20 protein-coding genes, 2 pseudogenes and 1 other annotated feature are annotated in these 25,319 nt (G+C 68.0%); of the genes and pseudogenes, 15 read left to right on the top strand and 7 right to left on the bottom strand.

What is annotated here, in order from left to right; all coding sequences use genetic code 11:
- From TSH20_RS25105 to TSH20_RS25125, 5 genes are all read left to right on the top strand, one after another.
- The coding region (locus TSH20_RS25105; RefSeq protein ID WP_146207493.1) for a GGDEF domain-containing protein at window positions 1-528 on the top strand (528 nt) is incomplete at its 5' end.
- Window positions 529-891: 363 nt separating this feature from the next.
- Window positions 892-2,400 (top strand): sensor domain-containing diguanylate cyclase, encoded by a 1,509-nt coding sequence (locus tag TSH20_RS25110; protein ID WP_158282057.1) that lies wholly within the window; start codon window positions 892-894, stop codon window positions 2,398-2,400.
- A 180-nt stretch (window positions 2,401-2,580) separates the two neighbouring features.
- Window positions 2,581-2,844: a hypothetical protein gene (locus TSH20_RS25115; protein WP_109155876.1), complete on the top strand. Its 264-nt coding sequence runs from the start codon at window positions 2,581-2,583 to the stop codon at window positions 2,842-2,844.
- A 20-nt stretch (window positions 2,845-2,864) separates the two neighbouring features.
- Window positions 2,865-3,545, top strand: coding sequence for a hypothetical protein (locus TSH20_RS25120; RefSeq protein WP_109155875.1), 681 nt, complete (start codon window positions 2,865-2,867; stop codon window positions 3,543-3,545).
- 82 nt (window positions 3,546-3,627) lie between these two features.
- The gene (locus tag TSH20_RS25125; protein WP_158282058.1) at window positions 3,628-4,524 is read left to right on the top strand and encodes a PAS domain-containing protein; all 897 of its coding nucleotides are present in this window, start codon (window positions 3,628-3,630) and stop codon (window positions 4,522-4,524) included.
- Here TSH20_RS25125 and TSH20_RS25130 read toward each other — a convergent pair.
- From TSH20_RS25130 to TSH20_RS25160, 6 genes and pseudogenes are all read right to left on the bottom strand, one after another.
- A pseudogene (locus TSH20_RS25130) lies at window positions 4,424-4,915 on the bottom strand (IS3 family transposase); the annotation flags it as partial. The gene TSH20_RS25125 and the pseudogene TSH20_RS25130 sit on opposite strands and share 101 nt — an antisense overlap.
- Window positions 4,916-4,982: 67 nt before the next feature.
- Window positions 4,983-6,512, bottom strand: coding sequence for a group II intron reverse transcriptase/maturase (ltrA, locus tag TSH20_RS25135; protein WP_348770454.1), 1,530 nt, complete (start codon window positions 6,510-6,512; stop codon window positions 4,983-4,985).
- A gap of 636 nt (window positions 6,513-7,148) precedes the next feature.
- A pseudogene (locus TSH20_RS25140) lies at window positions 7,149-7,894 on the bottom strand (IS3 family transposase); the annotation flags it as partial.
- Window positions 7,494-7,610, bottom strand: a sequence feature (AL1L pseudoknot). It overlaps the preceding pseudogene by 117 nt.
- Before the next feature lie 594 nt (window positions 7,895-8,488).
- Entirely contained in the window at window positions 8,489-9,562 is a 1,074-nt protein-coding gene (locus TSH20_RS25150) for an amino acid ABC transporter permease (RefSeq protein WP_109155872.1), read from the bottom strand.
- Window positions 9,559-10,728, bottom strand: coding sequence for an ABC transporter permease subunit (locus TSH20_RS25155; protein WP_247871160.1), 1,170 nt, complete (start codon window positions 10,726-10,728; stop codon window positions 9,559-9,561). Before TSH20_RS25155 ends, TSH20_RS25150 begins: the two co-directional genes overlap by 4 nt.
- Window positions 10,729-10,736: 8 nt before the next feature.
- The gene (locus TSH20_RS25160; protein ID WP_247871159.1) at window positions 10,737-11,807 is read right to left on the bottom strand and encodes an amino acid ABC transporter substrate-binding protein; all 1,071 of its coding nucleotides are present in this window, start codon (window positions 11,805-11,807) and stop codon (window positions 10,737-10,739) included.
- 372 nt (window positions 11,808-12,179) lie between these two features.
- Here TSH20_RS25160 and TSH20_RS25165 point away from each other — a divergent pair, with 372 nt between their 5' ends.
- From TSH20_RS25165 to TSH20_RS25210, 10 genes are all read left to right on the top strand, one after another.
- Complete coding sequence (locus TSH20_RS25165) at window positions 12,180-12,371, top strand: hypothetical protein (protein ID WP_109155870.1); 192 nt, start codon at window positions 12,180-12,182, stop codon at window positions 12,369-12,371.
- A gap of 89 nt (window positions 12,372-12,460) precedes the next feature.
- On the top strand, window positions 12,461-13,522 hold the full coding sequence (locus TSH20_RS25170) for a 2-oxoglutarate and iron-dependent oxygenase domain-containing protein (RefSeq protein WP_348770455.1): 1,062 nt from the start codon (window positions 12,461-12,463) through the stop codon (window positions 13,520-13,522).
- Window positions 13,523-13,559: 37 nt separating this feature from the next.
- Window positions 13,560-14,855 carry a PLP-dependent transferase gene (locus tag TSH20_RS25175; RefSeq protein WP_109155868.1) on the top strand — a complete coding sequence of 432 codons (1,296 nt, stop codon included), beginning with the start codon at window positions 13,560-13,562 and terminating at the stop codon, window positions 14,853-14,855.
- A 75-nt stretch (window positions 14,856-14,930) separates the two neighbouring features.
- Window positions 14,931-16,577, top strand: coding sequence for an FAD-binding protein (locus TSH20_RS25180; protein WP_109155867.1), 1,647 nt, complete (start codon window positions 14,931-14,933; stop codon window positions 16,575-16,577).
- A complete protein-coding gene (locus tag TSH20_RS25185) occupies window positions 16,574-16,915 on the top strand; it encodes a ferredoxin family protein (protein WP_109155866.1) in 342 nt (113 codons plus the stop codon). Before TSH20_RS25180 ends, TSH20_RS25185 begins: the two co-directional genes overlap by 4 nt.
- A gap of 34 nt (window positions 16,916-16,949) precedes the next feature.
- Window positions 16,950-17,996 (top strand): NrtA/SsuA/CpmA family ABC transporter substrate-binding protein, encoded by a 1,047-nt coding sequence (locus TSH20_RS25190; RefSeq protein WP_109155883.1) that lies wholly within the window; start codon window positions 16,950-16,952, stop codon window positions 17,994-17,996.
- Window positions 17,993-18,814 (top strand): ABC transporter ATP-binding protein, encoded by an 822-nt coding sequence (locus TSH20_RS25195; RefSeq protein WP_109155865.1) that lies wholly within the window; start codon window positions 17,993-17,995, stop codon window positions 18,812-18,814. The genes TSH20_RS25190 and TSH20_RS25195 overlap by 4 nt, the downstream gene beginning before the upstream one ends.
- Window positions 18,811-19,704, top strand: coding sequence for an ABC transporter permease (locus TSH20_RS25200; protein ID WP_199231888.1), 894 nt, complete (start codon window positions 18,811-18,813; stop codon window positions 19,702-19,704). The genes TSH20_RS25195 and TSH20_RS25200 overlap by 4 nt, the downstream gene beginning before the upstream one ends.
- Before the next feature lie 10 nt (window positions 19,705-19,714).
- Complete coding sequence (locus tag TSH20_RS25205) at window positions 19,715-21,394, top strand: amidohydrolase (protein WP_199231887.1); 1,680 nt, start codon at window positions 19,715-19,717, stop codon at window positions 21,392-21,394.
- 2 nt (window positions 21,395-21,396) lie between these two features.
- On the top strand, window positions 21,397-22,878 hold the full coding sequence (locus tag TSH20_RS25210) for an FAD/NAD(P)-binding protein (RefSeq protein ID WP_158282059.1): 1,482 nt from the start codon (window positions 21,397-21,399) through the stop codon (window positions 22,876-22,878).
- Between the two features lie 52 nt (window positions 22,879-22,930).
- On the opposite strand, the gene TSH20_RS35840 is transcribed toward TSH20_RS25210, so the two are convergent.
- Complete coding sequence (locus tag TSH20_RS35840) at window positions 22,931-25,294, bottom strand: hypothetical protein (RefSeq protein WP_109155863.1); 2,364 nt, start codon at window positions 25,292-25,294, stop codon at window positions 22,931-22,933.
- Between the last annotated feature and the right edge of the window lie 25 nt (window positions 25,295-25,319).

Raw genomic sequence — 25,319 nt, forward strand, 5'->3', positions numbered from 1 at the left:
GGACACCCTGGACAACGGGTTCTGCAACCTCAGGCGTGGCTGGATATTGGACGCCGATGCTGGCTGGTTTTTGGAAGCCGATTGACACTGGAGCGTGCGCGAGTCGCTCTCAACGACGCTGAACGGCATCAGCGATCGCTGTCGATCTTGTTGTTGGACATTGACCACTTCAAGTCGGTCAACGACACTTGGGGCCATGCAGGTGGCGATGTGGCATTGCAGCGTTTTGTCAGCGTCTGCGAGACATCCCTACGTCCAAATGATTTGCTCAGTCGGTTCGGCGGCGAAGAGTTCGCTGTGCTGTTGCCGGAGCCCAATCCCTACGTCGCAGTCACCATCGCTGATCGCGTTCGTACGGCGATTGAGACGACCAACATCAATCACGATGGCATTACATTTCGCGTCACGGCCAGCATCGGGATCTCCGGGATCGGAACCGATGGTCTCGATGCGGCGATCTCAAGAGCTGATGCCGCATTGTATACCGCCAAACGGGCCGGACGGAACCGAGTCGAACTTGCACGTTAACCGTTCGGTTCCGTTAGGCTTCGCGCCATGCCACCGCTGACGGCGCAAGAAGTGCGAAACAGCACGCAGATGGAACCCCAAGGGATCTGGTACTTAACAGCTTACTGTGCCGATCGGCGTTGAAATCCCGTGCCGTTTCACACCCTGCACAACCGAAGGCAAGGGGTGGGTCACGCGAATCCGGGCTTCTCTCCTGTCCGTAGCAGCGGCATTCTGCTCAGCCCCTCCACTTTTGCGATGCAACGTGCGATTCTTTCCAGTTCCTATCAAGGGCGCCCCATACGTTTCCAAGCCATATGCTCTGGTATGTCATTTGCAGGTCTGCCGAATATTTTAGCGCTTCGCAGTTGCGGGGGAGTATCCATGTCCCGACACCACAGTGCCCTGGTCGCCGCCGCATCGGCCCTGATCGTCGTCATCGGCATGACGGCCCACGTCGTCATGCGGGACCGGCAGGCCACCATCGCCCAGATGGAGGCGCTTGTCGCCGATATGGCCAAGGTCGTCGAATCCCACGTTCAACACACGACCAAAGGTGCGGACATCGGCTTGCGCCAAGCCACCGCGGTCGTCGACGATGCCGGCAGCCTGGAGGCCGTGCGGACCAACCCCTACTGGTATCGACTGCGGGATGCGCTCGCGAATGTCGACGGCGGCGAAACCTTATGGCTGTTCGACACCAAGGGAAATGCCGTGGTCGGGACCGGACGGCAGCAGGAGCGGCCATTCAACATTGCCGATCGCCCCTATTTCAAAGAGGTGATGGCGGGCGCCGACTTCGTGGTCAGCCCGGCTCTGCGCAGCCGCTTGGACAACCGCATCATCTTCATCATCGCGCGGCCAATCCGCGACTGGACCGGCGAGATCATCGGCGTCGCAAGCACCGCTATGAAGACGGAATGGCTGGTCAACTTCTATGCCCTGATGTCCTTCGGGCTGGAGACCACCGTGACCGTCTTCCGCACCGACGGCGAAATCGTTGCCCGCAGCCCGGACCTCGACAGCCACCTCGGTAAGAACAACCGGAACGGACCGCTCTTCCAGGAGCAAATCCCACGCTCCCCCATTGGAACCTACTGGGCACAATCCGTGCTGGACGGCAAGGAGCGGCTCGCGGCCTACCGGTTCATTCCCGATCTGAACCTGGTCGTCGATACCGGGATCGACAGCGGATCGGTCTTTGCCGCTTGGCGCTCCCGCTCCCTCTGGTTCATTGCCGAAGTGATCCTGACCACGATCCTCGTCCTGTTCCTGCTCCTATGGGGAGCCGGCATGATCCGCCGCGAACACCATGTCCAAAAACGCGCGCTCGAAGCCGAAGGCGCCGCACGGCTACTTGATGCCGAACTCCATCAGGCCCGGCGCGACACCCTGACCGGTCTGCCCGCCCGAGGGCTGTTCCTGGAACTGGCGGAGGAACTGCGTCGGAGCGCCAAGAAAAAGGGGGCCAGCCTCGCCTTTCTCTACATCGACTTGGACGGCTTCAAAGGCGTCAACGATCGGCACGGCCACGAGCAAGGCGACAAGGTCCTGAGGATGGTTGCCGAGATCATGCGCCAGTCCACCCGGGACGGCGATCTGCTCGGCCGGCTTGGTGGCGATGAGTTCGTCATCTGCCTGTCCGGGCATAGCCCCGATGTCCGGGCCGTCGCCACCGGCGTCGCCGCCCGCATCATCAGGGAGGTTCGCGAGTTGGATCTTGGCGTGGGGTGCAGCATCGGAATTGCGCTCACCGACGACGAATGTGACGATGTGGCCTGTGCCCTGCGCCTGGCGGACGCCGCGATGTATCGTGCCAAGACGGCGGGAAAAGGGGGGTGGTCCATTCACGAACCGGCACAAGAGCCGTGCCTGTCTTGTGCAGCAGAATAGTTGCCTGCCACGCTGCGCCCATTTTGGTCGCAGATGCCCCCTTGAGGCCGTCGGACATCACGCGAACATTGCCGGCACCTCTACCTGAAGCAGGCCATATGTTCTTTTGAGCGGTCGATGACCATCCCCGAGAGGAGTACCTTCGCCAGACATCGGGAAGTCTGGAACTAGGGTACCTTCATGCGTCACGATCGACCGACGCCGACCGACGCCCGCGGCAAATCGCGCGACGTTCAATTGTCGGCGATGGTGCCGGGTCACATCCGGCGCGCCGTGCGCCTGCGCGCGGAGCAGGAGGGCCTGACCGTGCGCGGCCTGCTGCTGCGACTCATCCGCGACGCCGGCATCGCCGAGATTGACGACGGCGACCTCGTGGACCGCAGGACCTCCCCCGGTGCCGGCGCGCCCTCCCGCGCCAGCACGGCAGGCGGCCAGCCGCGGTGACGATACGCGAGCACCTCCGCATGGCAGGGATGACGGGCAAGGCTTCGACACGGGCGCCGCTCCTGCTGCTCCTCATCGCGATCCCCCTGTTCGTCGTCATCTTCTACAATGAACTCGCGGCCAGGGCGGTCCGGCAGGCCGAACTCCGCGACGAGGCCAAGCGCTGGCTTGCCAACATCGAGGACGAGCAACGCCACGTGTTCGGAGAGGCGGGCCAGATGCTCAACTGGCTGGTCGACACGGGTGTCGCGGCGCTGGACCCGGCCCGGTGCCCGAACGTCATGGCGCATCTGGGCGCGCACCTTCCACGCCACCTCGTGCTCACCATCGCCGACGCCGACGGCATCGTCCGATGCTCCACCGCTCCGCAGTCCCTCGGCCGCTCCATCGCGGATCGGGCCGCCTTTCAGCAGGCCCGCGAAACGGGCGGGATCGTCAGGGGACTGAGCGCCCCGTCCGCTTACTCGGGCAGGCCCATGGTCCCGATGGTCAGACGGTACGAGGACAATGCCGGACGGTTCGCCGGGACCGTTAACGCCCTGATCGACACCGCGTGGCTCGAGGACCTGCTCGCGCAGAAGCCTCTGCCCCCGCATGCCGGCCTTCTGGTCGCTGACCAGGCGGGGACGGTGTTCGCGCGCGCTCCGGAGAGCGGCGCCCCCCCCAAGGCCGTTGCCGGGGTTCCTTCGGCCGCTGCTTGAGGCCCCGGACGCCGGCGTCGTCGAAGTCCGTGGAGACGACGGCAGGCGGCTGATCAACGCATTCTCCCCACTGGGCATCGGGGTGAAGGACACCCTCACCGTTCTGTCTATCGACTTGGATGCCCGGATGGCGGCGGCGGACGGCACCATGCTGCGCACGCTGCTGGCCTCGGCGGCGGCGCTCCTGGCGACCGCCCTCACGGCAGCCTGGGGATTGCGCCGCCACCTGCGCTTCCGGGAGCGGGCCGAGGAGGAGCTCAAGAGGGCGAAGGAGAGGGCCGAGGAGGCCGTCTTGGTGCAGCGCCGGCAGCTCCACGAGCTTGAAACCATCTACGACACCGCCCCCATCGGCCTCACTCTGCTCGACCGCGACGTGCGCTTCGTGCGCATTAATGAGGCCCTGGCCGAGATCAATGGCGTCCCGGTCGCGGAGCACATCGGCCGGAACGCCTGGGACGTCGTTCCCTCCCTGCGCGAGGCGGCCGAGCCGTTGTTCCGGCAGGTCCTCGAGACCGGGGAGCCGATCCACGGCATCGAGCTGCACGGTACGACGGCCAGCCATCCGGGTATCGAGCGGGACTGGATCGAGGACTTCTACCCCCTGAAGGGGCCGGACGGCACGGTTGTCGCCGTTGGCGCGATTGTCCGCGAGGTAACGGAGGAGCGCCGGGCCAAGCGGGCGCTGGAGGCCGCCAAGCAGGAGGCCGAGGTGGCGTCCCGGTCGAAGTCCAAGTTCCTGGCTGCCGCCAGCCACGACCTGCGCCAGCCCATGCAGTCGCTGTTCCTGTTCGCCGCGGCCCTGGAGCGGCACCTGGACGCGTCCGGCCGCGAAAAGCTGGTGAACCGCCCCGAGTTTGTTGGAGGCCATTTGTGTTGGGTCACGCCGCCATGGCGACGTCCTCAATTTGAGCATAGTAGCGCGCCTCGGCCTCGGCGGGAGGAATGTTGCCGATGGGCTCGAGGAGGCGCCGGTTGTTAAACCAGTCGACCCAGTCCAGGGTGGCGAACTCGACAGCCTCCAGGGTGCGCCATGGCCCGCGACGCCGGATCACCTCGGTCTTGTAGAGACCGTTGATGGTCTCGGCCAACGCGTTATCGTAGGAATCGCCAACGCTGCCGACGGAGGGCTCGACCCCAGCTTCGGTGAGACGCTCGGTGTAGCGGATCGCAACGTATTGCGATCCCCTGTCGGAGTGATGAATGAGGCCACTGCTCTTGGCGGGCCGGCGGTCGTGGAGTGCCTGTTCGAGCGCGTCCAGAACCAAGCCGGTATGGGCTGTGCTGGACACCCGCCAGCCCACGATCCGGCGGGCGAAGGTGTCGATGACGAAGGCCACGTAGACGAAGCCCTGCCATGTTGACAGTGGAGTAGGAAGCGCTGAAGCGCTTCCCCTCCCCGAACCGTACGTGCACCTTTCAGCGCATACGGCTCTCCATTCAACCTTGGCCCAAGGCCATGGCGACATCATGATATCGGGAGGTGACGGTACTTCGAAGCTCGTCCCTGAAGATGTAGGGGTTTCGCTCCGGGTTGCGCCACCGGAACTGAGCCTTGGAGCTGGTGACCAGCCGGCGCAGCCCTTTACCGACAGGGTCGCCCTTTGCATTCCGACCATAGACCAGCCAGGTTTTTGACTGGCCGGTAGCCGGAGCGCGATACCATTTCCGCATCAAAGGTTTGATGCGAGAGCGGTATTTGTGCGCCAGCCAGTGCGCCAATTTCCAGAACACGACGGTGTCGATGCGCCGGAACGTGCGCGCTGTGAAGTCGGTGAACTTGTAGAACGCGGCCCATCCCGTCAGTTGCCGGTTCAGGCTGTCGATCATGTCCACCGAGGCGACCTCATGATTGCCGGAGAGTGCCTCGACCAAGCGATGAGCGAAGGTCTTGGCTTTCTCCTTGGGTATGGTGGTGACCACGGACATACGCCCGCTCGATCCCCGCTTACGAATGATCCGGTGTCCCAGGAAGACGAACCCGTCATCGACGTGGGTGATATGGGTTTTGCCCATATTCAGCGTCAATTTCAGGCGGTCTTCCAGAAAGGCTCGGCATTCTTCGCGGATGGCTTCGGCATGTGCCTTGGTGCCTTTGACGATGACGATGAAGTCATCGGCATATCGGCAGTAGGCGACAGCGGGCTTCCATTGTCGGTTCTCTCGAACCGCGATGGGACGCCCTTGCTGGATGCCGAAGTTCCAGGCCCAGCGGTCCTTGCGGGCTTTCGCGCTCAGGTATTTCGCCTCCAGCCACGCATCAAACTCATGGAGCATGATGTTGGACAGGAGCGGCGACAGGACGCCGCCTTGCGGAACCCCTTCGCTCGACGCCACGAACAGGCCACGATCAACGTGACCTGCTTTCAGGAGCCGCCAGAGCAGATCGATGAACCGATCATCCCGTATCCGCCGCCGGACGCACCGAACCAGCAGCCGGTGGTGAACCGTGTCGAAGTAGCTCGCCAGATCGCCTTCGACGACCCAGCGGCCCCTTGTTTCGGCCTCACCATCCTGCAACTGGAGCTTTACGGTCCGGACAGCGTGATGCACGCTGCGTTCGGGTCTGAAGCCGTAGGAGAGGCGATGGAAGTCGCTTTCCCAAATCGGCTCCATGGCCATCAGCATCGCACGCTGGACGATGCGGTCTCTCAGGGTCGGGATACCCAGTGGTCGTTTCTTGCCGTTGGCTTTGGGGATATAGATGCGCTTGACCGGCTGCGGGCGGTAATTCCCCGTCAGCAAGTCCGTCCGCAGGCTGGCCAGATGTTCCGCCAACTCAGCCTGCATCCGCCGCTTGTCCATTCCGTCAATGCCCGGTGTCTTGGCGCCACTCGACGCCAGGACGATCCGGGCAGCTTCGGCAAGCCATTCCCGGTCGGCCATGAGCCGGAGAAGGCGATCGAACCGGCGGTTCGGGTCGCTCTCGGCCCATGTCGCGAGCTTGTGCTGCATTTCCCTGATTATCAAAGGTCTTCACCTCGTTGGGTCAGATAGTCTGCACTCCAAGCTGATTGAACTGTCCTCCTTCGCCATGTGACAGGCTTTCCCTGTCGCGGACTACTACGAAGACTCCGCCAGCATGATGGGCATCGGGGCCAACTCCCTTGGCATTCCATCATGCCTTCCCTCGTTCGTGTGCTGGACGTCCACGCGCTGGAGAGGTTGCCGGTCGCAGTCCTTGTCCTTGCGTCCTGCAAGTCGATGCCGATGCCATGGTCTGGCTGCGTTCTCCCCATGGCCCCTCAGGTCGCCTTACATTTGCGCCTGACTTCGGACGCCGCCGACTTACGTGTCCGGTGGCGACATCGGCATTCCGCCTGTTAAGCCGTGTAGGCGAAGGCGACATTTCAGCCCTCGGATGCGGTTTAACCGGTTCGTGTTCCTCAACCTTCCAGCACTTCAGCCTCGGGGACCATCTTGGCCTAACGGCTTCGCCTCAACCCCCTTTTCCCGCGGGCTACGTCACCCTGCCAGTTGACGGCAGGTCACCGCCGCTTGGGCTCATGCCCTCTCACAGCAGAGGGCAAGGCGTTCGTTCAGTTCCTCCTTTCTCTTCAGCATTCCAGACACACGCACCCCGGACCATCCGGGTCGAGGCGCACCGTATGTGAAATCCGCCACCCACAAGGCATTCGGGCGTGGCGCCTGGAACTGGCGGTTCACCCGGTCAGCGGGACAGGGCGCGGCTTTGTCGCTGATCGTGGTGCGCACCGCTTTGCCACGCGTCGCCCCCTTCAGGCCCATCAGCTTCATCAGCCGGGCAACCGTGCAGCGGGCCACATCGACGCCGTCCCGCCGCAACTGCCGCCAGACTTTCCTCACCCCATAAACCTGGAAGTTCGCGTCCCAGACCCGCCGGATAGCAACACTCAGCTCCGCGTCGCTTCGTGAGCGGGCCGGCGCCTTGGACGGATCGGCCCGCCGGGCGGCATGGGCGTGGTAAGTCGACGGGGCGATCGGCAGCACTCGGCAGATCGGCTCGACCCCGTGGACAGCGCGGTGCGCGTCGTTGAAGGCGATCATTTCTTGAACGGGCGGTCGAGCTCCGCCTGGGCGAAATACGCCGACGCCTTGCGTAGGATCTCGTTCGCCTGGCGCAACTCCCGAACCTCACGCTCCAGCGCCTTGATCCGCTCCTGCTCGTCCGTTGTCGGACCGGGTCGCTTGCCCTGGTCACGCTCGGCCTGCCGGACCCAGTTCCGCAGCGTCTCGGGATTGCAGCCGATCTTCGCCGCAATCGAGCTGATCGCCGCCCACTGCGAGGCATGCTCGCCTTCGTGCTCGAACACCATCCGAACCGCGCGCTCGCGCACTTCAGGGGCGTATTTGGGTGATGCCTGCTTCGTCATGATGACCCCATCCTCTCAAAAAAACGGGGCCTCCGACAAATCCGGTGCGGTTCACGACTTTGTGGAATGACGACGTTGACGATGGGCTGGATGGGGCGGGTTCTCGCCTCGTCCCGCATGCCACAGCGAGGTGCATCGGGGGGCGAGACAAGGTCGTCCGACCCCTGCTGGTTACCAGGGAGAGCATCAAGAACTGTGAGGTCTGGTCAGGCTGCGGCCGCCTGGGGTAAATCGTGGTCGTCATTGGCGACTGTTACCGGGTCCCAGCGGGTGAATAGGGGTGGAGGGTTGCCGTCGAGGGTTCTGGTCCGGGTCTGCATGAGCCGATGGTGCTGATCTTGGCCATTGCATCTGCTGCCTTTTCGCGAAAGCACCGTCACCTTCACCGACGTGGCGGTGTCGGCTGCCGACATCCTTGGGGCCGCCTGGCGCTATGGTTTCGACCGCTTCTAGCGCAATGTCCGCACCCACCCCCTGCACGACCCGCTGGCTTACAAGCTGAAAGAGTTGGGCGTTCCCCTGACCGGCGCGCTTCCGGAACCGGGTTTCTCCTCCTGATCCGGCCGGCTGCGGCGGGCGGGCCCGCTGGCGGCCTCACCGCTGCAGCCGGCGCTCCAGCCACAGGCTATAGCGGGAGGCGATGACGCAGACCGTCAGGTAGATCAGCGCCACGAAGCCGAAGGCTTCATCATAGAATCCGAGCCATGCCGGATCCTTGGCGGCGGTGCGCGCGGTGTTCAGCAGGTCGAACAGGCCGATGACGATGATCAGCGTGGTGTCCTGGAACAGGCCGATCGCCAGGGTCACGATGGAGGGGATCACCGTCCGCAGCGCCTGCGGCAGGATCACCAGCCGCATCGATTGCCAGTAGCCGAGCCCCAGCGCCTGGGCGGCTTCATACTGGGCCGCCGGGATGGATTGGAGGCCGGCGCGGATGATCTCGGCCAGATAGGCGGAGACGAACAGGACGATGGCGATCTGCGCCCGCAGCAGCTTGTCGATGGCGGCGCCGGCGGGCAGCATCAACGGCAGCAGCAGGGTCGCGACGTAGAGCACCGCGATCAGCGGCACACCGCGCGTCACCTCGATGAACAGGACGGCCAGCGTCCGCACCCCGCCCATGGAGCTGCGCCGGGCAAGCGCCAGCAGCACTGCCAGCGGGAAGGCGCCGACCAGCCCGACGACGGCGAGCAGCAGGCTGACCGGCAGGCCGCTCCAGCGCTCGGTCGGCACCGTAGGCCCGCCGGGACCGCCGGTCAGCAGCAGCAGGGCGGCGGCCAGCCCGAGGAGCCAGAGCCACAGCGTCGCCCGCCGCCAGAACAGCGGCATGCCGCTGACGCCGGCCAGCACCAGCAGGATGGCGCCGGCCACCGCCGGCCGCCATTGCCGGTCCTGGTCATAGAAGCCGAACAGGATGTAGCGCAGCTTCTCGCCGATGAAGGCCCAGCAGGCGCCGGCCGCGTCGGCGCAGCGGTCGGCGGGCCCCACCCACACGGCATCCAGCAGGGTCCAGCGCAGCAGCGGCGGCACGACCCAGCCGAGAAGGGCGAGGCAGCAGAGCGTCATCGCGGCATTCAGCGGCGTGCCGAACAGGCCGGCCCACAAGCGCTGCCAGCGCGGCTGCGGCGAGGTGAGGGGCGGGGCGCTTTGCAGAACGCCGTCGGTCATCGCGCCCCCTTCGCCGCCAGCCGGCGGTTGTACAGGTTCATCGCCGCCGAGACCGCGAGGTTCACCGTCAGATAGGCGCCCATCATGATCGCCATGGTTTCCAGCACCTGACCCGTCTGGTTGGCGCTGGTGTTGATGACGCTGACCAGATCTGGGAAGCCGATCGCGACGGCGAGGCTCGAATTCTTGGTCAGGTTGAGATAGCTGGAGGTCAGCAGCGGCACGATCACCCGCATGGCCTGGGGCAGAACCACCAGCCGCATGATCCGGTGGCGTGGCAGGCCCAGCGCGCGGGCCGCCTCCCACTGCCCGGGTGACACCGCCTGGATGCCGCTGCGCACGATCTCCGCGATCATCGCCGCGGCGTTGACGACCAGCCCGACCAGCAGGGCGGAGAATTCCGGGGACACCGTCGTCCCGCCGCTGAAATTGAAGCCGGCCAGTTCGGGAACCTCGACCTGCAACGGCACGCCCGATGCCAGCAGCAGTGCCACGGGCAGGCCGCATGCGGCCGCCGCGACCGACACTCCGGACAGCGCATCCCGCCGCCCGAGGCGCCGGCGCAGCGCAGTCCCGGCGAGGGCGAGCGCCAGCGCCAGCGCGATGGCCGCAAAAAGCCAGCCGACCGCCCGCCCGTCGGCGAGGGCCGGCAGCTGGATGCCGCGATTGCACAGGAAGACGCCCGGCAGCGGGTTCAGCGCCTGGCGCGGGGAGGGCAGCGCCTGGAAGGTGGCGCTCCAGAAGAAGAGTTGCAGCAGCAGCGGCGTGCTGCGCACCAGTTCGACATAGCCCTGCACCAGCCCCGACAGCAGCGCGTTGTCGGACAGCCGCGCCACCCCCAGCAGCACGCCCAGGACGGTGGCGATCAGGCAGCCGGCCACCGCGACCTTGACGGTGTTCAGCAGCCCGACCAGCAGGGCCAGCGCATAGCTGTCCTGCGGCCGGTAGTCGAGCAGCGCCTCCCCGATCTCGAAACCCGCCGGGCGGCCCAGGAAGGCGAAGCCCGGCGTGATGCCAAAGCGCTCCATGTTCGCCAGCGTGTTGGAGCCGAGCAGGAAGCCGCCCAGCAGCACGAGCGCCAGGATCGCCGCCTGAAGGCCGCTGCGGCCACCCCACCAGAGGGTGACCGCGGCGACCGAACCGGAGCGCAGGGCACCGGGCGGCATGGGGTTGCTCACCGGAAGGGCGGGGCGTAGAGCAGGCCGCCCTGGGTCCACAGCTTGTTGAAGCCGCGGTCCAGCCCGACCTTGGTCGCCGGCCCGACGTTGCGGTCGAAGATCTCGCCGTAATTGCCCACGGTCTTGACGATGGTGCAGGCGAATTTCGGGTCGAGCTTGGCCGCCTCGCCCAGGCTGGGATCGACGCCCAGGAACCGGCGGACCGCCGGATCGCCGCTGCTCAGGAAACTGTCGACGTTGGCCTGGGTAATGCCCAGCTCCTCCGCCTGGATGGTGGCATGGATCGCCCAGTTGACGATCTCCAGCCACTGGTCGTCCCCATAGCGGATGGCCGGGGCCAGCGGCTCCTTCGAGATACGCTCGGGCAGCAGGACGTAATCGTCGGGCTTGGGCAGCTGGGTGCGGGTGATCGCCAGATCGGAGGCGTCCTGGGTCAGCACGTCGCAACGGCCGCTGGCGAAGGCCTTCTGATTCTCGGCGGTTTCCTCGATCACCACCGGCTTGAAGGCGATCTTGTTCTGCCGGAAGAAGTCGGTGATGTTCAGTTCGCCTGTGGTGCCCGTCTGCACGCAGACGGTGGCGCCGTTCAAGTCCTTGCCCTTGGTCACGCCCAGCTTCTTCGGCACCAGCAGACCCTGGCCGTCATAGAAAACCACCGGGCCGAAATGGAAGCCCAGCTTGGTGGCGCGGGTGAAGGTCTGGGTCACACCGGAGAGCAGGATGTCGAACTCGCCCGATTGCAGGGCCGGCAGGCGCTGCTGCGGCGAGGAGGAGACGAACTGCACCTTGTCCGGGTCGTTGAACACGGCAATGGACAGCGCCCGTCCGAAATCGACGAAGAAGCCCTGCCAGCGGCCGTTGCTGTCGGGGGCGAAAAAGCCCGGCTGGGTGCCGACGCCGACCTTGATGCTGCCGCGCGCCTTGATCGCGTCCAGCGTCGGACCGGCCTTGGCGGCGCCGGTCAGGGCGAGGCCGATGGCGAGGCTGAGGGCGCCGGCGATCAGAAACCGCGGCGACAGGCCGCTTGGGGATGCCGGACGCGAAGGAGCTTGTGACGGAGTGCGCATGGTGGTTTCCCGCAATGTGTTTGTTGTTTTGTGAAAGACGCGGAGCGCCGCAATGAAAAGGCGCCCAACCTGCCGGATCCGTTTGCTGACCGGCGGTTGGCAGGGCAGCCGCGAAGGGGCAGCGCTTATTCCCTAATTAGCAGATAGGAAATTTGAGCTGTCAACAGTTTCGTGAAAATTTATGAAATAACAAATCTATAACGTCGATTGTGAATTTTACCGCCTCATAAATCCATAAATATAGTAGACAATAAGAATCATCTGCGTAATGATCGGATGTGAAACCGCGATGCCGCCCGGAGCTTCGTGACCGCGGCGGCCATGACCAGCCTCAAGCCCTAACCTCCCAAGGCATTGTACTGGAACGCTATCATGGCCAATCCTCAGACGGCCCGCCGGGCCTCCGCCTCCGCAGCGTCCGAACAGACCATGGTCTGGATCCCGCTTCCGGAAGCCATGGGGATCTGTGCCGTAAATGACGGGCCGACGCCGCAGGCACCGGCCGGCCGGCTCTGGGCACAGATGCGCGGCACTTGGCTGAAGGCGCGCAGCCGCATCGACTGAGCGGCCGGGCCCGCTTCCACAAATCCGATTTCACACGTCGCCGCACGCAAGCGGGCGTTCCCGAACGCATGTCCGCAAAGGAGAGTCCTGTGACCGCGCTTCCCCCTTCGGCCGAGCGGCCGCCGCTGCCGTTTCTCGATCTCGCCCGCCTGGATGGCGCCGCGGCGGACCGCGCCCTGTTCCTGTCGGAGCTGCGAGCGGCGATCCGCCGCTTCGGCGCCTTCTATGTGACCGGGCATGGGGTCGATCCGGCCTTCATCGACTCCGTCTTCGACCTGTCGCGCGGCTTCTTCGCCCTGCCGGAGCAGGACAAGCTATCCATCGAGATGGTCAACTCGCCCCATTTCCGCGGATACACCCGCGCCGGCTGGGAGCGCACGCGCGGTCAGGCCGACTGGCGTGAACAGCTGGACGTCGGTGCGGAGCGGCCGGCCTTGCCCTGGAGTCCGGACTCGCCGCCCTGGGTCCGCCTGCAGGGGCCCAACCAGTGGCCGGCGGCTCTGCCGGAGTTGCGCCCGGCGGTGCTGCGCCTGCAGGACCAGCTGACCGCGGTGTCGCGGCGCATCCTGTCGACGGTGGCGGTGGCCCTGCGCCTGCCGGAGGATGCCTTCGATCCCATCCTGACCGACCAGCCCACGCAGCTCGTCAAGCTGATCCGTTATCCGGGCCATGACGCGGTTCCCGCCGACGATGCCCCCGCCGATGATTCTGGGGGACAGGGGGTCGGGCCGCACAAGGACAGCGGCCTGCTGACGCTGGTTCTCCAGCACCGCCAGAGCGGTTTGCAGATCGAAACCGACGGGGGCTGGGCCGATGTGCCGCCGGTCCCCGGCACCTTCGTCGTCAATGCCGGCGAATTGCTGGAGCTGGCGACCGACGGCTATTTCCGCGCCGCCGTGCATCGGGTGGTGACGCCGCCGGCGGGGGTGGACCGGCTGTCGACCGCCTTCTTCCTGGGGGCCGGGCTGGACGTCCGGGTGCCGGTGCTGCCGCTGCCGGACGATCTCGCCGCCGAAGCGCGCGGGCCGGAGCGCAACCCGCTGAACCCGCTCTACAGCTCGGTCGGGGAGAACACGCTGAAAAGCCGCCTGCGCTCCCACCCCGACGTGGCCCGCCGCCATTACGCCGATCTGGTCGGTGCCTCCGCCTGACCGCCGAACTCTCAAGGAATAAGAAGGAGCCCTGCCGATGACCGACCGTACGCCGCATTTCGAAACCCTGGCCGTCCATGGCGGCGCCTTCCGCGCCGATCCCGTCACCGGCTCCGTCGCGGTGCCGATCCACCAGACGACCTCCTACCAGTTCCAGGACACCGCCCATGCCGAGCGCCTCTTCGCGCTTCAGGAGCTGGGCCACATCTACACCCGCGTCACCAACCCGACGGTCGAGGTTTTGGAACAGCGGCTTGCCGTTCTGGAGGGCGGTGCGGCGGCGGTGGCGGTCGCGTCCGGACAGGCGGCGTCCTTCTATTCGGTGCTGAATCTGGCGCAGGCTGGCGACAACATCGTCACCTCCACCGATCTCTATGGCGGAACCTGGAACCTGTTCGCCAACACGCTGAAGCAGATCGGCATCGAGGCGCGCTTCGTCGATCCGGCCGATCCGGAGAATTTCCGCCGCGCCACCGACGACCGCACCCGCGCCTATTATGCGGAGACGCTGCCGAATCCGAAGCTGAACGTCTTCCCGATCCGCGAGGTCGCCGACATCGGCCTGGAGCTGGGCGTGCCGCTGATCGTCGACAACACCGCCGCCCCGCTGACCGTGCGGCCCTTCGACCATGGCGCGGCGGTGACGATCTATTCGGCGACCAAATACATCGGCGGCCACGGCACCACCATCGGCGGCGTGCTGATCGACGGCGGCACCTTCCCATGGGAGGCGCATGCCGCCCGCTTCCCGCTGCTGACCCAGCCCGATCCCAGCTATCATGGCGCGATCTGGACGGAGGCGGCCAAGCCGCTCGGCCCCATCGCCTATGCGCTGCGCGCCCGCGTAACCCTGCTGCGCGACATCGGCGCCGCGCTCAGCCCGCAATCGGCCTTCCAGCTGATCCAGGGGCTGGAGACGCTGCCGTTGCGCATCCGCCAGCACAACGCGAACGCCGGCATCGTCGCGAACTACCTCAAGACGCATGCGAAGGTGACGTCGGTCATCTTCCCCGGCCTCCAGGAGGGCGAGGCGCGGCGGCGCGCCGACACCTACCTGAAAGGCGGCTATGGCGGGCTGGTCGGCTTCGAACTGGCCGGCGGAGCGGAGGCGGGGCGGCGCTTCATCGACGCATTGAAGCTGTTCTACCACGTCGCCAACATCGGCGACGCCCGGTCGCTGGCGATCCACCCGGCCACCACCACCCATTCCCAGCTGTCGCCGGAAGACCAACGCGCCAGCGGTGTCACCCCCGGCTATGTCCGTCTGTCGGTCGGCATCGAGCATCCCGACGACATCATTGCCGACCTGGAGCAGGCGCTGGCCGAGGCGTGATGCCCATCGTCCAGCTGCTCCGGAATCGCCGCTTCGCCCAATCCGCATGATCGACAGTCCTGGAGGATTTTTCCGATGGCCAACGTGCCCGGCGCTCCTGTCAGTTCATCCGCCGCATCCCTCGACCTTGAGACTGACGTCCTGATACTGGGGGGCGGTCCCGCCGGGACCTGGGCCGCCATCGCTGCTGCAACCGGCGGTGCCCGCACCATTCTGGCCGACAAGGGATTCTGTGGCACGTCCGGCGCCACCGCCGCGTCCGGAACCACGCTGTGGTATGTCGATCCCGATCCGGCCAAGCGCGCGGCAGCCAAGGCATCGCGCGAAGGGCTGGGCGGCCATCTGGCCGACCATGGCTGGATGGACCGCGTGCTCGACCGCACCCATGCGGCGGTCGGCCAACTCGCCGACTGGGGCTATCCCTTTCCACGCGATGCGGACGGACGTGAGCGCCGCGTGTCGGTGCAGGGGCCGGAATATATGCGGCTGATGCGCCGCCGGGTGAAACAGGCAGGCGTGACGATCCTCGACCATTTCCCGGCGCTGGAGCTGCTGGTCGACGACAGCGGCGCCGTGGCCGGTGCCGTCGGCTTGCAGCGGCAGAAGGGCGGGCGCTGGACCGTGCGGGCGAAGGCGGTGGTCATCGCCACCGGCGGCTGCGCCTTCCTCAGCAAGGCGCTGGGCTGCAACGTGCTGACCGGCGACGGCCTGCTGATGGCGGCGGAGGCCGGGGCCGATCTGTCGGGGATGGAGTTCTCCAACGCCTACGCCATCGCCCCGGCCTTCGGCTCGGTGACCAAGACGCTGCTCTACCAGTGGGCCAGCTTCACCCGTGCCGACGGCGAGCCTATTCCCGGGGCGGCCTCCAAGGGCGGCCGCTCCGTCATCGCACGCGTGCTGACGACCGAACCGGTCTATGCCCGCCTCGACCGGGCCGAACCGGAACTGTGGGCGGCGATGCGTCAGGCCCAGCCGAACTTCTTCCTGCCTTTCGACCGCGCCGGCATCGACCCCTTCACCCAGCGTTTCCCGGTGACCCTGCGGCTGGAGGGCACGGTGCGCGGCACCGGCGGCCTGCGGCTGGTGGACGGGACCTGCGCCACCGCGGTCCCCGGACTGTTCGCCGCCGGCGATGCCGCGACGCGCGAACCGATCTGCGGCGGCTTCACCGGCGGCGGCAGCCACAACGCCGCCTGGGCGATGTCGACCGGCCATTGGGCCGGGCTCGGGGCCGCCGATCATGCCCGTGCCCTGGGGAATGGAACCCGCGCCCTGCGGCGGGCGGGCGGCGCCGGATTGCAGGACAGGCCGCGGGGCGGACATGGTGCTGCGGTCGATGCCGGCAGCCTGACCCGCGCCGTCCAGGCCGAGGTGTTCCCCTACGACATCAACTACTTCCGCACGGAGGAGGGGCTGACCGGCTCTCTCGGCCGGCTGGACAGGCTGTGGGCCGATGCCGCCGGGGCCATGCCGGCCTCAGCCGACACCGTCCTGCGCGTACGGGAAGCGGCGGCGATGCTGGCGACCGCCCGCTGGATGTACCGTTCGGCGCTGGCCCGCACGGAATCGCGCGGCATGCATCGCCGCATCGACCATGCCGCCCTCGACCCGGCCCAGCGCCATCTGCTGACGGTCGGCGGCCTGGACGAGGTGCATGTCTCGACCCGCCCGGCGCCGGTCCGCGCGGATCCGACCGAGGCCGGCCGGGAGTTGGTCGCATGATCGAGCTGATCAGCCCGACCCGCTGCACCGGCTGCAACATCTGCGTCTCCGTTTGCCCGATGGACGTGTTCCAGCCGACCGGTGGCGGCCGGGCCGAGGGGGCCGCCCCCGTCATCGCCCGGCAGTCCGACTGCCAGACCTGCTTCCTGTGCGAAGCCCATTGCCCGGACGACGCCCTCTATGTCGCTCCCGATGCCGAAACGGTGACGGGGATCGCCGAGGACGCGGTTGCCGCCGCCGGCCTGTTCGGCAGCTACCGCCGTGCCATCGGCTGGACTGCCGCCCATCGCGAGAACCGTTCCGCCGACCAGACCTTCCGGCTGCTGGCGCCCCATTGAGCGCCCGGCCGCATCCGACAGGAGCCTTTTGATCATGTCCGTGTTCGATCCCTCCGGCATTCGCCTGAACCGCCGCCGCCTGCTGACCGGTGCAGCCGTCACCGCCGGTATGCTGGCCGCCGGGCCGCTGTGGACCGGCCGCGCGCAGGCCGCCGCGGCCAAGGCGACGCTGGCCTATGGCAGCACCGGCTACACCTGGGCGGTTCCCTTCGTCGCCGAGGCTGCCGGCACCTGGGCCGAGGCCGGCTTCGATCTGAGCACCATGGAGTTCGAGAGCGGGCGCGATTCGATGCAGGCGCTGCTCGCCGGCTCGGCCGATTTCTCCGCCTCGACCGACACGCCGGTGGTGTTCGCGGTGCTGCAGGGGCTGCGGCCGCTGATCCTGGTGAATTACAGCCGCTATTCGCGTGACATGAAGATCGTCGTCCGCAAGGACGGCGGCATCGATCCGACCAGGCCGGCCAGCCTGAAGGGGCGCAGGATCGCCACCCGCGTCGGCACCTCCGGGCAATATATGCTGGCGAAATATCTGGAATTCGCCGGGCTGGCGCCGGGCGACGTCGAGGTGGTCGACCTCACCCCGAACAACATGACCTCCGCCCTGGTGCGCGGCGACATCGACGGCTTCGCCTGGAGCAGCCAGTCCGCCGCGGTGGCCGAGCGTCAGTCCGGCGGCAAGACCGCGGTGATGACCCAGGACGGGCTGGAGAAATTCTTCCAGAGCCATCAGTTGCTGCTGACCACCGAAAAGGTGGTGAAGGAGAAGCCGGAGCTGGTGGCCGGCGCCATCCGGGCGTTGCAGGGGGCGGAACGCCACATCCTGGCCGACGGCGGCTGGGCCGACCTGATCTCGCGCCGCATCCACACGCCGCCGAAGGAGATTCTGGAGGCGACCTCCGAGTTCACCTTCAAGATCGCTTTCGACGACCGCTTCGTCGACGATCTGGTGGCTGAGGCGGAATGGGCCATCGCCGCCGGTCTCGCCAAGCGTCCGGCGGGGGACCTGCGGGCCCTGTTCCGCGGCCTGATCGTCGATACCCCGCTGAAGGCGGTGGCGCCCGACCGGGTAACGCTGTCATGAGCGGGGTCACGAGTGGGGTCACGGGCGGGCCGCTGATCGATTTCGACCGCGTGTCGCAGATCTATGCGGCGCGCGACGGGTCGCCGGTCTGGGCGCTCAGCGATGTGTCGCTGCGGGTGGAGGCCGGCGAGTTCGTCTGTCTGATCGGCCCGTCCGGCTGCGGCAAGTCCACGCTGATCCATCTGCTGGCCGGCTTCCTCAAGCCGACGTCCGGCGCCGTGCGTTTCCGCGGCCGGACGCTGGACGGGCCGGGGCCGGACCGCGGGGTGGTGTTCCAGGAATATGCGCTGTTCGCCTGGATGACCGCGCGGCAGAACGTCGAGTTCGGGCTGCGCATGCAGCGGGTCTCCGCCCCCGTCCGGCGCCGCCGGGCGCTGGAGGCGCTCGACCGGGTCGGGCTGCGCCATGCCGCCGACCGCTACCCGCACGAGCTGTCGGGCGGCATGCGCCAGCGCGTCGCCGTCGCCCGCGCCCTGGTGGTGGAGCCGGAGGTGGTGCTGATGGACGAGCCCTTCGCCGCCGTCGACGCCATGACCCGCACCACCTTGCAGGAAGACCTTCTGCGGCTGTGGCGGGAGACCGGGGTGTCGGTGCTGTTCGTCACCCACAACATCGACGAGGCGGTGTTCCTCGCCCAGCGCGTCGTGGTGATGGGGGCCGGGCCGGGGGTGATCCGCGAGGATCTGACGGTCGATCTGCCCTATCCGCGCGACCGCGGGTCGGCGGAGTTCGGCCGGGAATACGCCCGCATCGCCGCGGCGCTGGCCCGCGGTAGCCGGGGAGCCGACCAAAGCGACGGTGAACGGAGGGCGGCGTGACGGCGGCGACGGATGACGTGACCGGCAACGATCTTTCTTCCTCCCGGCGCCCGGCGGTGGAGGCGCCGTCCGACAGGGACGCCTTCGCTAAAGAGTTCCGCCGCGCCCATCGCCGTGGCCTGCGGCGGGCGGCCTGGCTGCGCGCCCTCCTGAACGTGACCGGCATCCTGCTGTTCCTGGCGGTCTGGGAGGCGGTGCCGCGGCTGGGGACCTGGGTCAATCCGGTGCTGCTGCCGCCACCGTCGGCGGTGTTCGATACCTTCGTCCCGATGCTGCTGTCCGGCGAGATTCCGGCCAACATCCTGGCCAGCCTGCGCCGGGCGGCGCTGGGCTTCGCCATCGCAACGGCAACCGGTGTGACGGCCGGGCTGCTGACCGCGCGCATCGGCCTGCTGCACCATGTCAGCGAGCCGATCCTGCATGGTTTCCGCTCCGTCCCCTCCATCGCGCTGGTACCGCTGTCGGTCCTGTGGTTCGGCATCGGCGAAGGCTCGAAGGTGGCGCTGGTCGCCTGGGGCAGCTTCTTCCCGATCTGGATCACCACCTTCATCGGCGTGCGCGACGTGCCGGCGGCCTATCTGCGCTCCGCCGCCTGTCTGGGCGCCGGGCGGCTGGCGACGCTGCTTCTGGTCGTGCTGCCGGCGGCCCTGCCGATGATCCTGGCGGGCTTGCGCCAGGGCATCGCCGTCTCGCTGATCCTGCTGGTCGCCGCCGAACTGTCCGGCGCGCGGGAGGGGGTGGCCTACATGATGTCCACCGGCCACCAGATGTTCCGGGTCGACATCATGCTGATCGGGCTGGTGCTGCTCGGCACCTTCGGCTTCATCGCCGACCGCCTGTTCGTGGCGCTGATCCGCCGCCTGTTCCCCTGGTACACCACCGCCTCGTGAGGATCGCCGGATGAGCGGACCGAGTTCTTCCCCCACCCTGATCCTGCGCAACGCCAACGTCCTCACCTTCGATCCGGCCCGGCCGCGCGCCAGCGCGGTGGCGCTGGCCGGCGACCGCATCCTCGCGGTCGGCGGGGAGGAGGTGGCGGCACTAGCGACTGCCGGCACCGAGGCCATCGACCTGGGCGGCGCGACGCTGATCCCCGGCTTCAACGACGCCCACGCCCATATGGAGCGCGAGGGGCTGAAGCGCCTGCGCCCCTCGCTGGCCGGCGCCCGCAGCGTCGGCGACATTCTGGAGCGGGTGCGGGCGGTGGTGGCGGAGACGCCGCCTGGCCAGTGGATCGTCACCATGCCGATCGGCACGCCACCCTTCTTCTTCGACGGTGCGGCGACGCTGGCCGAGGGAAGGCCGCCGGACCGCCACGAGCTGGACCGCGCGGCACCGGACCATCCCGTCTACATCCCCGGCCTGTTCGGCAACTGGGGCAAGCCGCCGGGGCACAGCGCGCTCAACAGCAGGGCGCTGGCGCTGAACGGCATCACCGCGGCCAGCGTGCCGAGCTGCGGCGGCGTCGAGATCCTGAAGGATGCCGACGGCGAGCCGACCGGCGTGATCGTCGAGCACAACAGCCGCCCGACCGTCGAGTTCGACCTGCTGCCCGCGGTTCCCCGCTTCGGCTTCGCCGAACGGCTGGAGGGCGTCCGGCTGTCCCAGCGGCTCTACAACGCCCAGGGCACCACCAGCATCTACGAGGGGCACGGCTCCGCGCCGCAGACCATCTCGGTCTACCGCCGGCTGTGGGAGCTGGGGGAGCTGACGGTGCGGGTCGGGCTGGTGGTCAGCCCGAGCTGGGCCGACATCGCCGAGGCGCGCCGCGCCATGCGCGACTGGCTGGCCCACGCGCGCGGCGCCGGTCTGGGCGACCCCTGGCTGAGGCTGTCGGGCGTCCACATCGCCTATGGCGGCGACCCGGCGGTCGCCTGTTGCGCCCGCGACAATCTGCCGGACACCGGCTGGTCCGGCTTCGTCGAGCAGGCGCTGACCCCGGCCGACTTCCGCGAGGCCTGTTTCCTGGCCGCCGAGCACGATCTGCGCCTGCACACCATCGTCAGCGACAGGCTGCACGAGGTGGTGCCGGTGCTGGAAGCGGTCAACGAACGCCATCCGCTGTCCGGCCGCCGCTGGGTGATCGAGCATATCGGCCGCGCTCGGCTGTCCGATTTGGAGGCGCTGAAACGGCTGGACGTGCTGGTGACGACGATCCCGACCTATTTCCTGTGGAAGGGCGGAGCCGCCTATCTGGACGAGCCTGATGGCGGCGATCTGGTGGTGCCGCACGCCCATTTGCTGCGGCTTGGCATTCCGACCGCCATCGCCACCGACAACATCCCGCACGACCCGTTCTTCACCCTGTGGTCGGTCTGCAGCCGGCTGGAACGGACCAGCGGCCGGGTCATTGGTCCCGACCAGAGGCTGGATGCCGAAACGGCGCTGCGACTGTTCACCATGGCCGGCGCCGCCCTGACCTTCGACGAGGGATGGAAAGGGCCGCTGCGTCCCGGCTTCGCCGCCGACCTCGCGGTGCTGTCGGAGGATCCCACCGCCATCGACCCGGACCGGCTGCGCGACCTGCGCTGCCGCCTGACGCTGGTCGGCGGACGGATCGTCCATCGCGAGGGGCTGTGACCGTGCCGCGGCCGTTTCGGATCGTCATCGTCGGTGCCGGCGTGTCGGGTAGCGGCGTCGCGGCCGGGCTGGTGCGCGCCGGTGCCGCGGGCGGATTCTCCGCCGAGGTGAAGCTTGTGGACCCGCGGCCGTCGCCCGGAGCCGGGCTGACCTACGCGGCGGGCGGCGACTCGCGCCACCGGATGAATGTTCCCTCCATCCGCATGGCAGCGGTGACCGGCGGGACGGCCGGGGAGGGCGGGGAGGAGGATTTCCATCGCTGGTGTCTGGAGCGCGGCGTGCTGGAGGCCGATCCGGCCGGTTGGGCGGACGGGCTGCATTATCCGGCGCGGTCGGTGTTCGGGCGTTATCTCGACGAGAGGCTGCGCGCGCTGTTCGCCGCGGCCGGGCCGGTGCGGGTGACCCACCGGCGCGACCGTGCCGTCGCCGCCCGCCGGCTGGCATCGCCGCAGGGAACCGGGTTCGTCGTGGAACTCGCCGGCGGCAGGGTGCTGGAGGCCGATGCGCTGGTGCTGTGCACCGGCAACCCGAGGCCCGAACTGCCGGGCGTGCTGGCCGGGCTGGCGGGGCACAAGCGGGTCGTCGCCGATCCATGGGCGCCCGGCGCGCTCGATCCCATCGGCCGGACCGACCGGGTGCTGATCGTCGGCACCGGCCTGACGATGGGTGACGTGGTGTCGACCCTGCTTGGCCAGGGCCATCGAGGACCGCTGACCGCCCTGTCGCGCCATGGTCTGGTGCCGCGGTCTCGCCCTGCCGGGCATGCCGACTCCTGGACCGACTTCACCGCCGATCCGCCTGCCGGTGTCCGTGACCTGCTGCGCCGGGTGCGTGCCGCCGTCGCTGACGCGGGCCGGCAGGGGCGGCCCTGGACCGACGTGCTCGAAAGCCTGCGCCTTCAGAACGGTGCCTTGTGGGCGGCCCTTCCCATCGAGGAGCGGAGGCGGTTCCAGCGCCATCTGCGGCCCTGGTGGGACGCCCACCGCTTCCAGGCGGCCCCGCAGGTCGCCCGGCTGCTGGCGTCCGCACAGGCGGACGGGCGTCTTTCGGTCCTGGCCGGACGGTTGGTCGGGGCGAACGCCGACGCCGATTCGTCAGGCACCCGCAGTGATGAGGGTGGCGGTCTGTGGGTTCTCTATCGGCCGCGCGGCGGCGACGCCCTGACCGGGCGAACCTACGATGCCCTGTTGAACTGCACCGGCGCCGGCCATGGAGTTTCTTTCGGCCGGAACCCGCTGTTGGCGGCCCTGACCGCCCAAGGGTTGATCCGGCCGGATCCGCTTGGTCTGGGTGTGGAGGTGGACCGACAGCACCGGGCATTGGATGCCGGTGGCCGGCCGGTCACCTCCCTGTTTGTCGTCGGGCCGCCGACCCGCGGCTGCCTGGGCGAAGTGACCGGCGCATCGGAGATCGTGCCGCACGCGCTGGCGGTTGCCGAGGCATTGACGGCATGGCGGCACGGCATGTTTCCGCGGTCCCCCTGATCCGCGGATGCGACCCGCGATCCCGGCGAGCCGGCACTGCGGGCCAAGGCGATCACACTGTCAGGAACAGCGCCGAGGTCCACACCCGCGACTGGTCGCGCTGGCGTCCGGTGAGGAACAGCGGATGCTCGCGGCCTTCCTCCAGCCCCAACCCGGCCAGCGGGATGCGGCCGGCAAGGTCGCGGGGCAGCGGCGCCTCGGTGACACGCTCCACCGTCACCTCCAGTTCCGTGCCGGGCAGCTGGCGGGTGACGGCTCCGGCCGGCGAGCGGGCGGCATCCAGCAGCGCGTCGCCGTCGATCTCCAGCACCGCCTCCGGCGCATGCGGGTTGGGCGGCGGGGTCAGCGGGTTGCCGACCTTTACATAGGTGCCGATGTCGAGCTGCACCCGGATGCGGGTGCCGGCCAGTCGCGACAGCGTCAGTTCCACCCCGTCGGTGTCGCCGTGGGTGACGGTGCGCAGGGCAACCGTGGTGGCGTCCTGCCGCCAGCAGCCCTGTTCGGGATGGTCGAAGCCGAAGGGCTCGACCCGCTGCACCGCCGCTCCGGTGACGGTGATGCCGCCGCTCCAATAGGCGCCGCGGTAGCGGTCCTTGATGCGGGCGCCGCCCAGGCGCAGGCGGATGCGGCGCTCTGACAATCCCAGTTCGCGGTGCAGGTCGCGCTCCCACAGCAGGGTCTCGCCGTCGTAGAGCCGCAGGCTCTCCCAGCCGCGATCTCCCAGCAGCCGGTAGTCGAGTTCGTCCCCGTCAGACGCCGTGACCACCTCGCCCATCCAGCGGTCGCCCAGCCGCAGGCTGGCGAAGCTGCGCTCGCCCGTGGTGGCGAAGGTGCGGCGCGCGCGCAGCGCCCGGCCGATGGTGGCGCGGTCGAGCCGGTCGGCCAGCACGCCGGTCAGCCCGCCGCGCGCGCCGAACACCGCGGTGGCTGGCGCGCCACCACCGCAGCGGCCCTGATGCTCGTCGCTGCTGGCCGAGGCGCCGAGCCGGTAGCCGCGGGCCAGCGCCTCGGCATAGACCCAGTGGAACTGGCCCCAGGCGGAACCGATCTCGATCAGCCGTTCCAGTTCGGGATGGTGCCAGTCGAGATTGCAGCGGCGTCCGCCGACATGCGGGATCAGCAGATGCCCCTCGGGGTCGTCCTGATAGGCGGCATAGAGATCGTCGAGCGGCCAGGCGCCGGGGCGCAGCTTGCCGCGGGTGGACTCGTTCCACTCGAAGGAGCGGACCGGCTGGCCTCGGCTGTCGGTGGGGAATTGCGGCACGCCGTCGCGCAGGAAGACGACATTGTGGTCGCCGCCGGCCGCCGAGTTGCCGCACCATTCGGTGCCGGGATAGCAGACGAAGCGGCCCGCCTCGTTGAAGCGGTCGATCAGCCCGACCGCCTCGTTCCAGGCCCGTTCGGTGACGTTGAAGTCGTTGGCAGTATAGCCCAGCACGTCCAGCCCGGCGATATCGCGGCCGTAGGACAGGTTGTAGGCGGTGTCGTTGGTGCCGACCGTGTCGTTGGAATGGACATGCAGATCGGCGTAGTAGGCGCGCGGCGCATTCTCCTCGACGGTGACGAAGGCTTCGGCCGGGACCAGCCCGTCGGCGGTGGCGGCGATGCGCCATTCGCCTACCGGCAACGCCGTTTCCTGGCGATGGACCAGCCAGCCATAGGCGTCCGGGTTGGGCGAGAGCGTCAGTTGCTGCGTGGTCTCACCCTGCGGGCCCGTCAGCGTCAGGGCGGCATCGATGGCGCCGCCGGTGCAGCAATTGCCCCAGACATCCTCGGCGCGCAGCAGCAGGCTGGCCGGGCCGGGCGCGATCAGGCGCGGCGCCACCAGACGCAGGGCGGCCGGTGCGCCGGGGACGATGTCGATCATGCAGTCGCCCGGCACCTCGGCGTATTTCTGGCTGCCGAGCGGGTCGATGAAGACGCGGAAGCGGAAGCCCTGTTCGACGAAGCTCTGCACCCGCGTGCCCGGCCCGCCGCGCCGCCGGTCGCCCAGACGGATGACGATGCGGTCGCCGGGGTTGAGGTAGCCGTCGATCACGTCGATGACGATGGCCTTCTGATAGGGGCGCTCATGTCCCTTCTGGTCGAAACGCACCTTCAGCGCCTGGATCGTCGCCGGGCTCTGCCCCGGCACCAGCGGCCCGGCCTCATACTCCGCCGAGACATAGTTGGCGGCCTGCGGGTCGCTGGTCTGGAACAGCGACCAGTCGGAATAGAACTTCATCGCCAGCTTGATGCCGGCGCCGTCGGCAAGCCCCGACGCGCCGACCTCATAGACCAGCTGCAGTTCGGTCCATTCGCCGGCGACCAGCCGGCGGTGCGAACAGCTGGTTGATCCCAGGAAGGGACGGTCCTTGTTGCGCTCGTACAGCCCGACGGGGGCGATGTGGCGGACAGGCGGCTGGGCTTCGGACATGGCGGCGTTTCCTCCGGTTTCGCGG

Source organism: Azospirillum sp. TSH20 (genome assembly GCF_003115935.1).
Classification (GTDB): domain Bacteria; phylum Pseudomonadota; class Alphaproteobacteria; order Azospirillales; family Azospirillaceae; genus Azospirillum.

Bases quoted from the DNA above. Each gene is read 5' to 3' on its own strand.
- TSH20_RS25120 (WP_109155875.1), top strand. From the start codon at position 2,865: ATGGCAGGGATGACGGGCAAGGCTTCGACACGGGCGCCGCTCCTGCTG.
- TSH20_RS25155 (WP_247871160.1), bottom strand. From the start codon at position 10,728: ATGCCGCCCGGTGCCCTGCGCTCCGGTTCGGTCGCCGCGGTCACCCTC.
- TSH20_RS25175 (WP_109155868.1), top strand. From the start codon at position 13,560: ATGACCGACCGTACGCCGCATTTCGAAACCCTGGCCGTCCATGGCGGC.
- TSH20_RS25160 (WP_247871159.1), bottom strand. From the start codon at position 11,807: ATGCGCACTCCGTCACAAGCTCCTTCGCGTCCGGCATCCCCAAGCGGC.
- TSH20_RS25165 (WP_109155870.1), top strand. From the start codon at position 12,180: ATGGCCAATCCTCAGACGGCCCGCCGGGCCTCCGCCTCCGCAGCGTCC.
- TSH20_RS25205 (WP_199231887.1), top strand. From the start codon at position 19,715: ATGAGCGGACCGAGTTCTTCCCCCACCCTGATCCTGCGCAACGCCAAC.
- TSH20_RS25150 (WP_109155872.1), bottom strand. From the start codon at position 9,562: ATGACCGACGGCGTTCTGCAAAGCGCCCCGCCCCTCACCTCGCCGCAG.
- TSH20_RS25110 (WP_158282057.1), top strand. From the start codon at position 892: ATGTCCCGACACCACAGTGCCCTGGTCGCCGCCGCATCGGCCCTGATC.
- TSH20_RS25195 (WP_109155865.1), top strand. From the start codon at position 17,993: ATGAGCGGGGTCACGAGTGGGGTCACGGGCGGGCCGCTGATCGATTTC.
- TSH20_RS35840 (WP_109155863.1), bottom strand. From the start codon at position 25,294: ATGTCCGAAGCCCAGCCGCCTGTCCGCCACATCGCCCCCGTCGGGCTG.
- TSH20_RS25190 (WP_109155883.1), top strand. From the start codon at position 16,950: ATGTCCGTGTTCGATCCCTCCGGCATTCGCCTGAACCGCCGCCGCCTG.
- TSH20_RS25180 (WP_109155867.1), top strand. From the start codon at position 14,931: ATGGCCAACGTGCCCGGCGCTCCTGTCAGTTCATCCGCCGCATCCCTC.
- TSH20_RS25185 (WP_109155866.1), top strand. From the start codon at position 16,574: ATGATCGAGCTGATCAGCCCGACCCGCTGCACCGGCTGCAACATCTGC.
- TSH20_RS25115 (WP_109155876.1), top strand. From the start codon at position 2,581: ATGCGTCACGATCGACCGACGCCGACCGACGCCCGCGGCAAATCGCGC.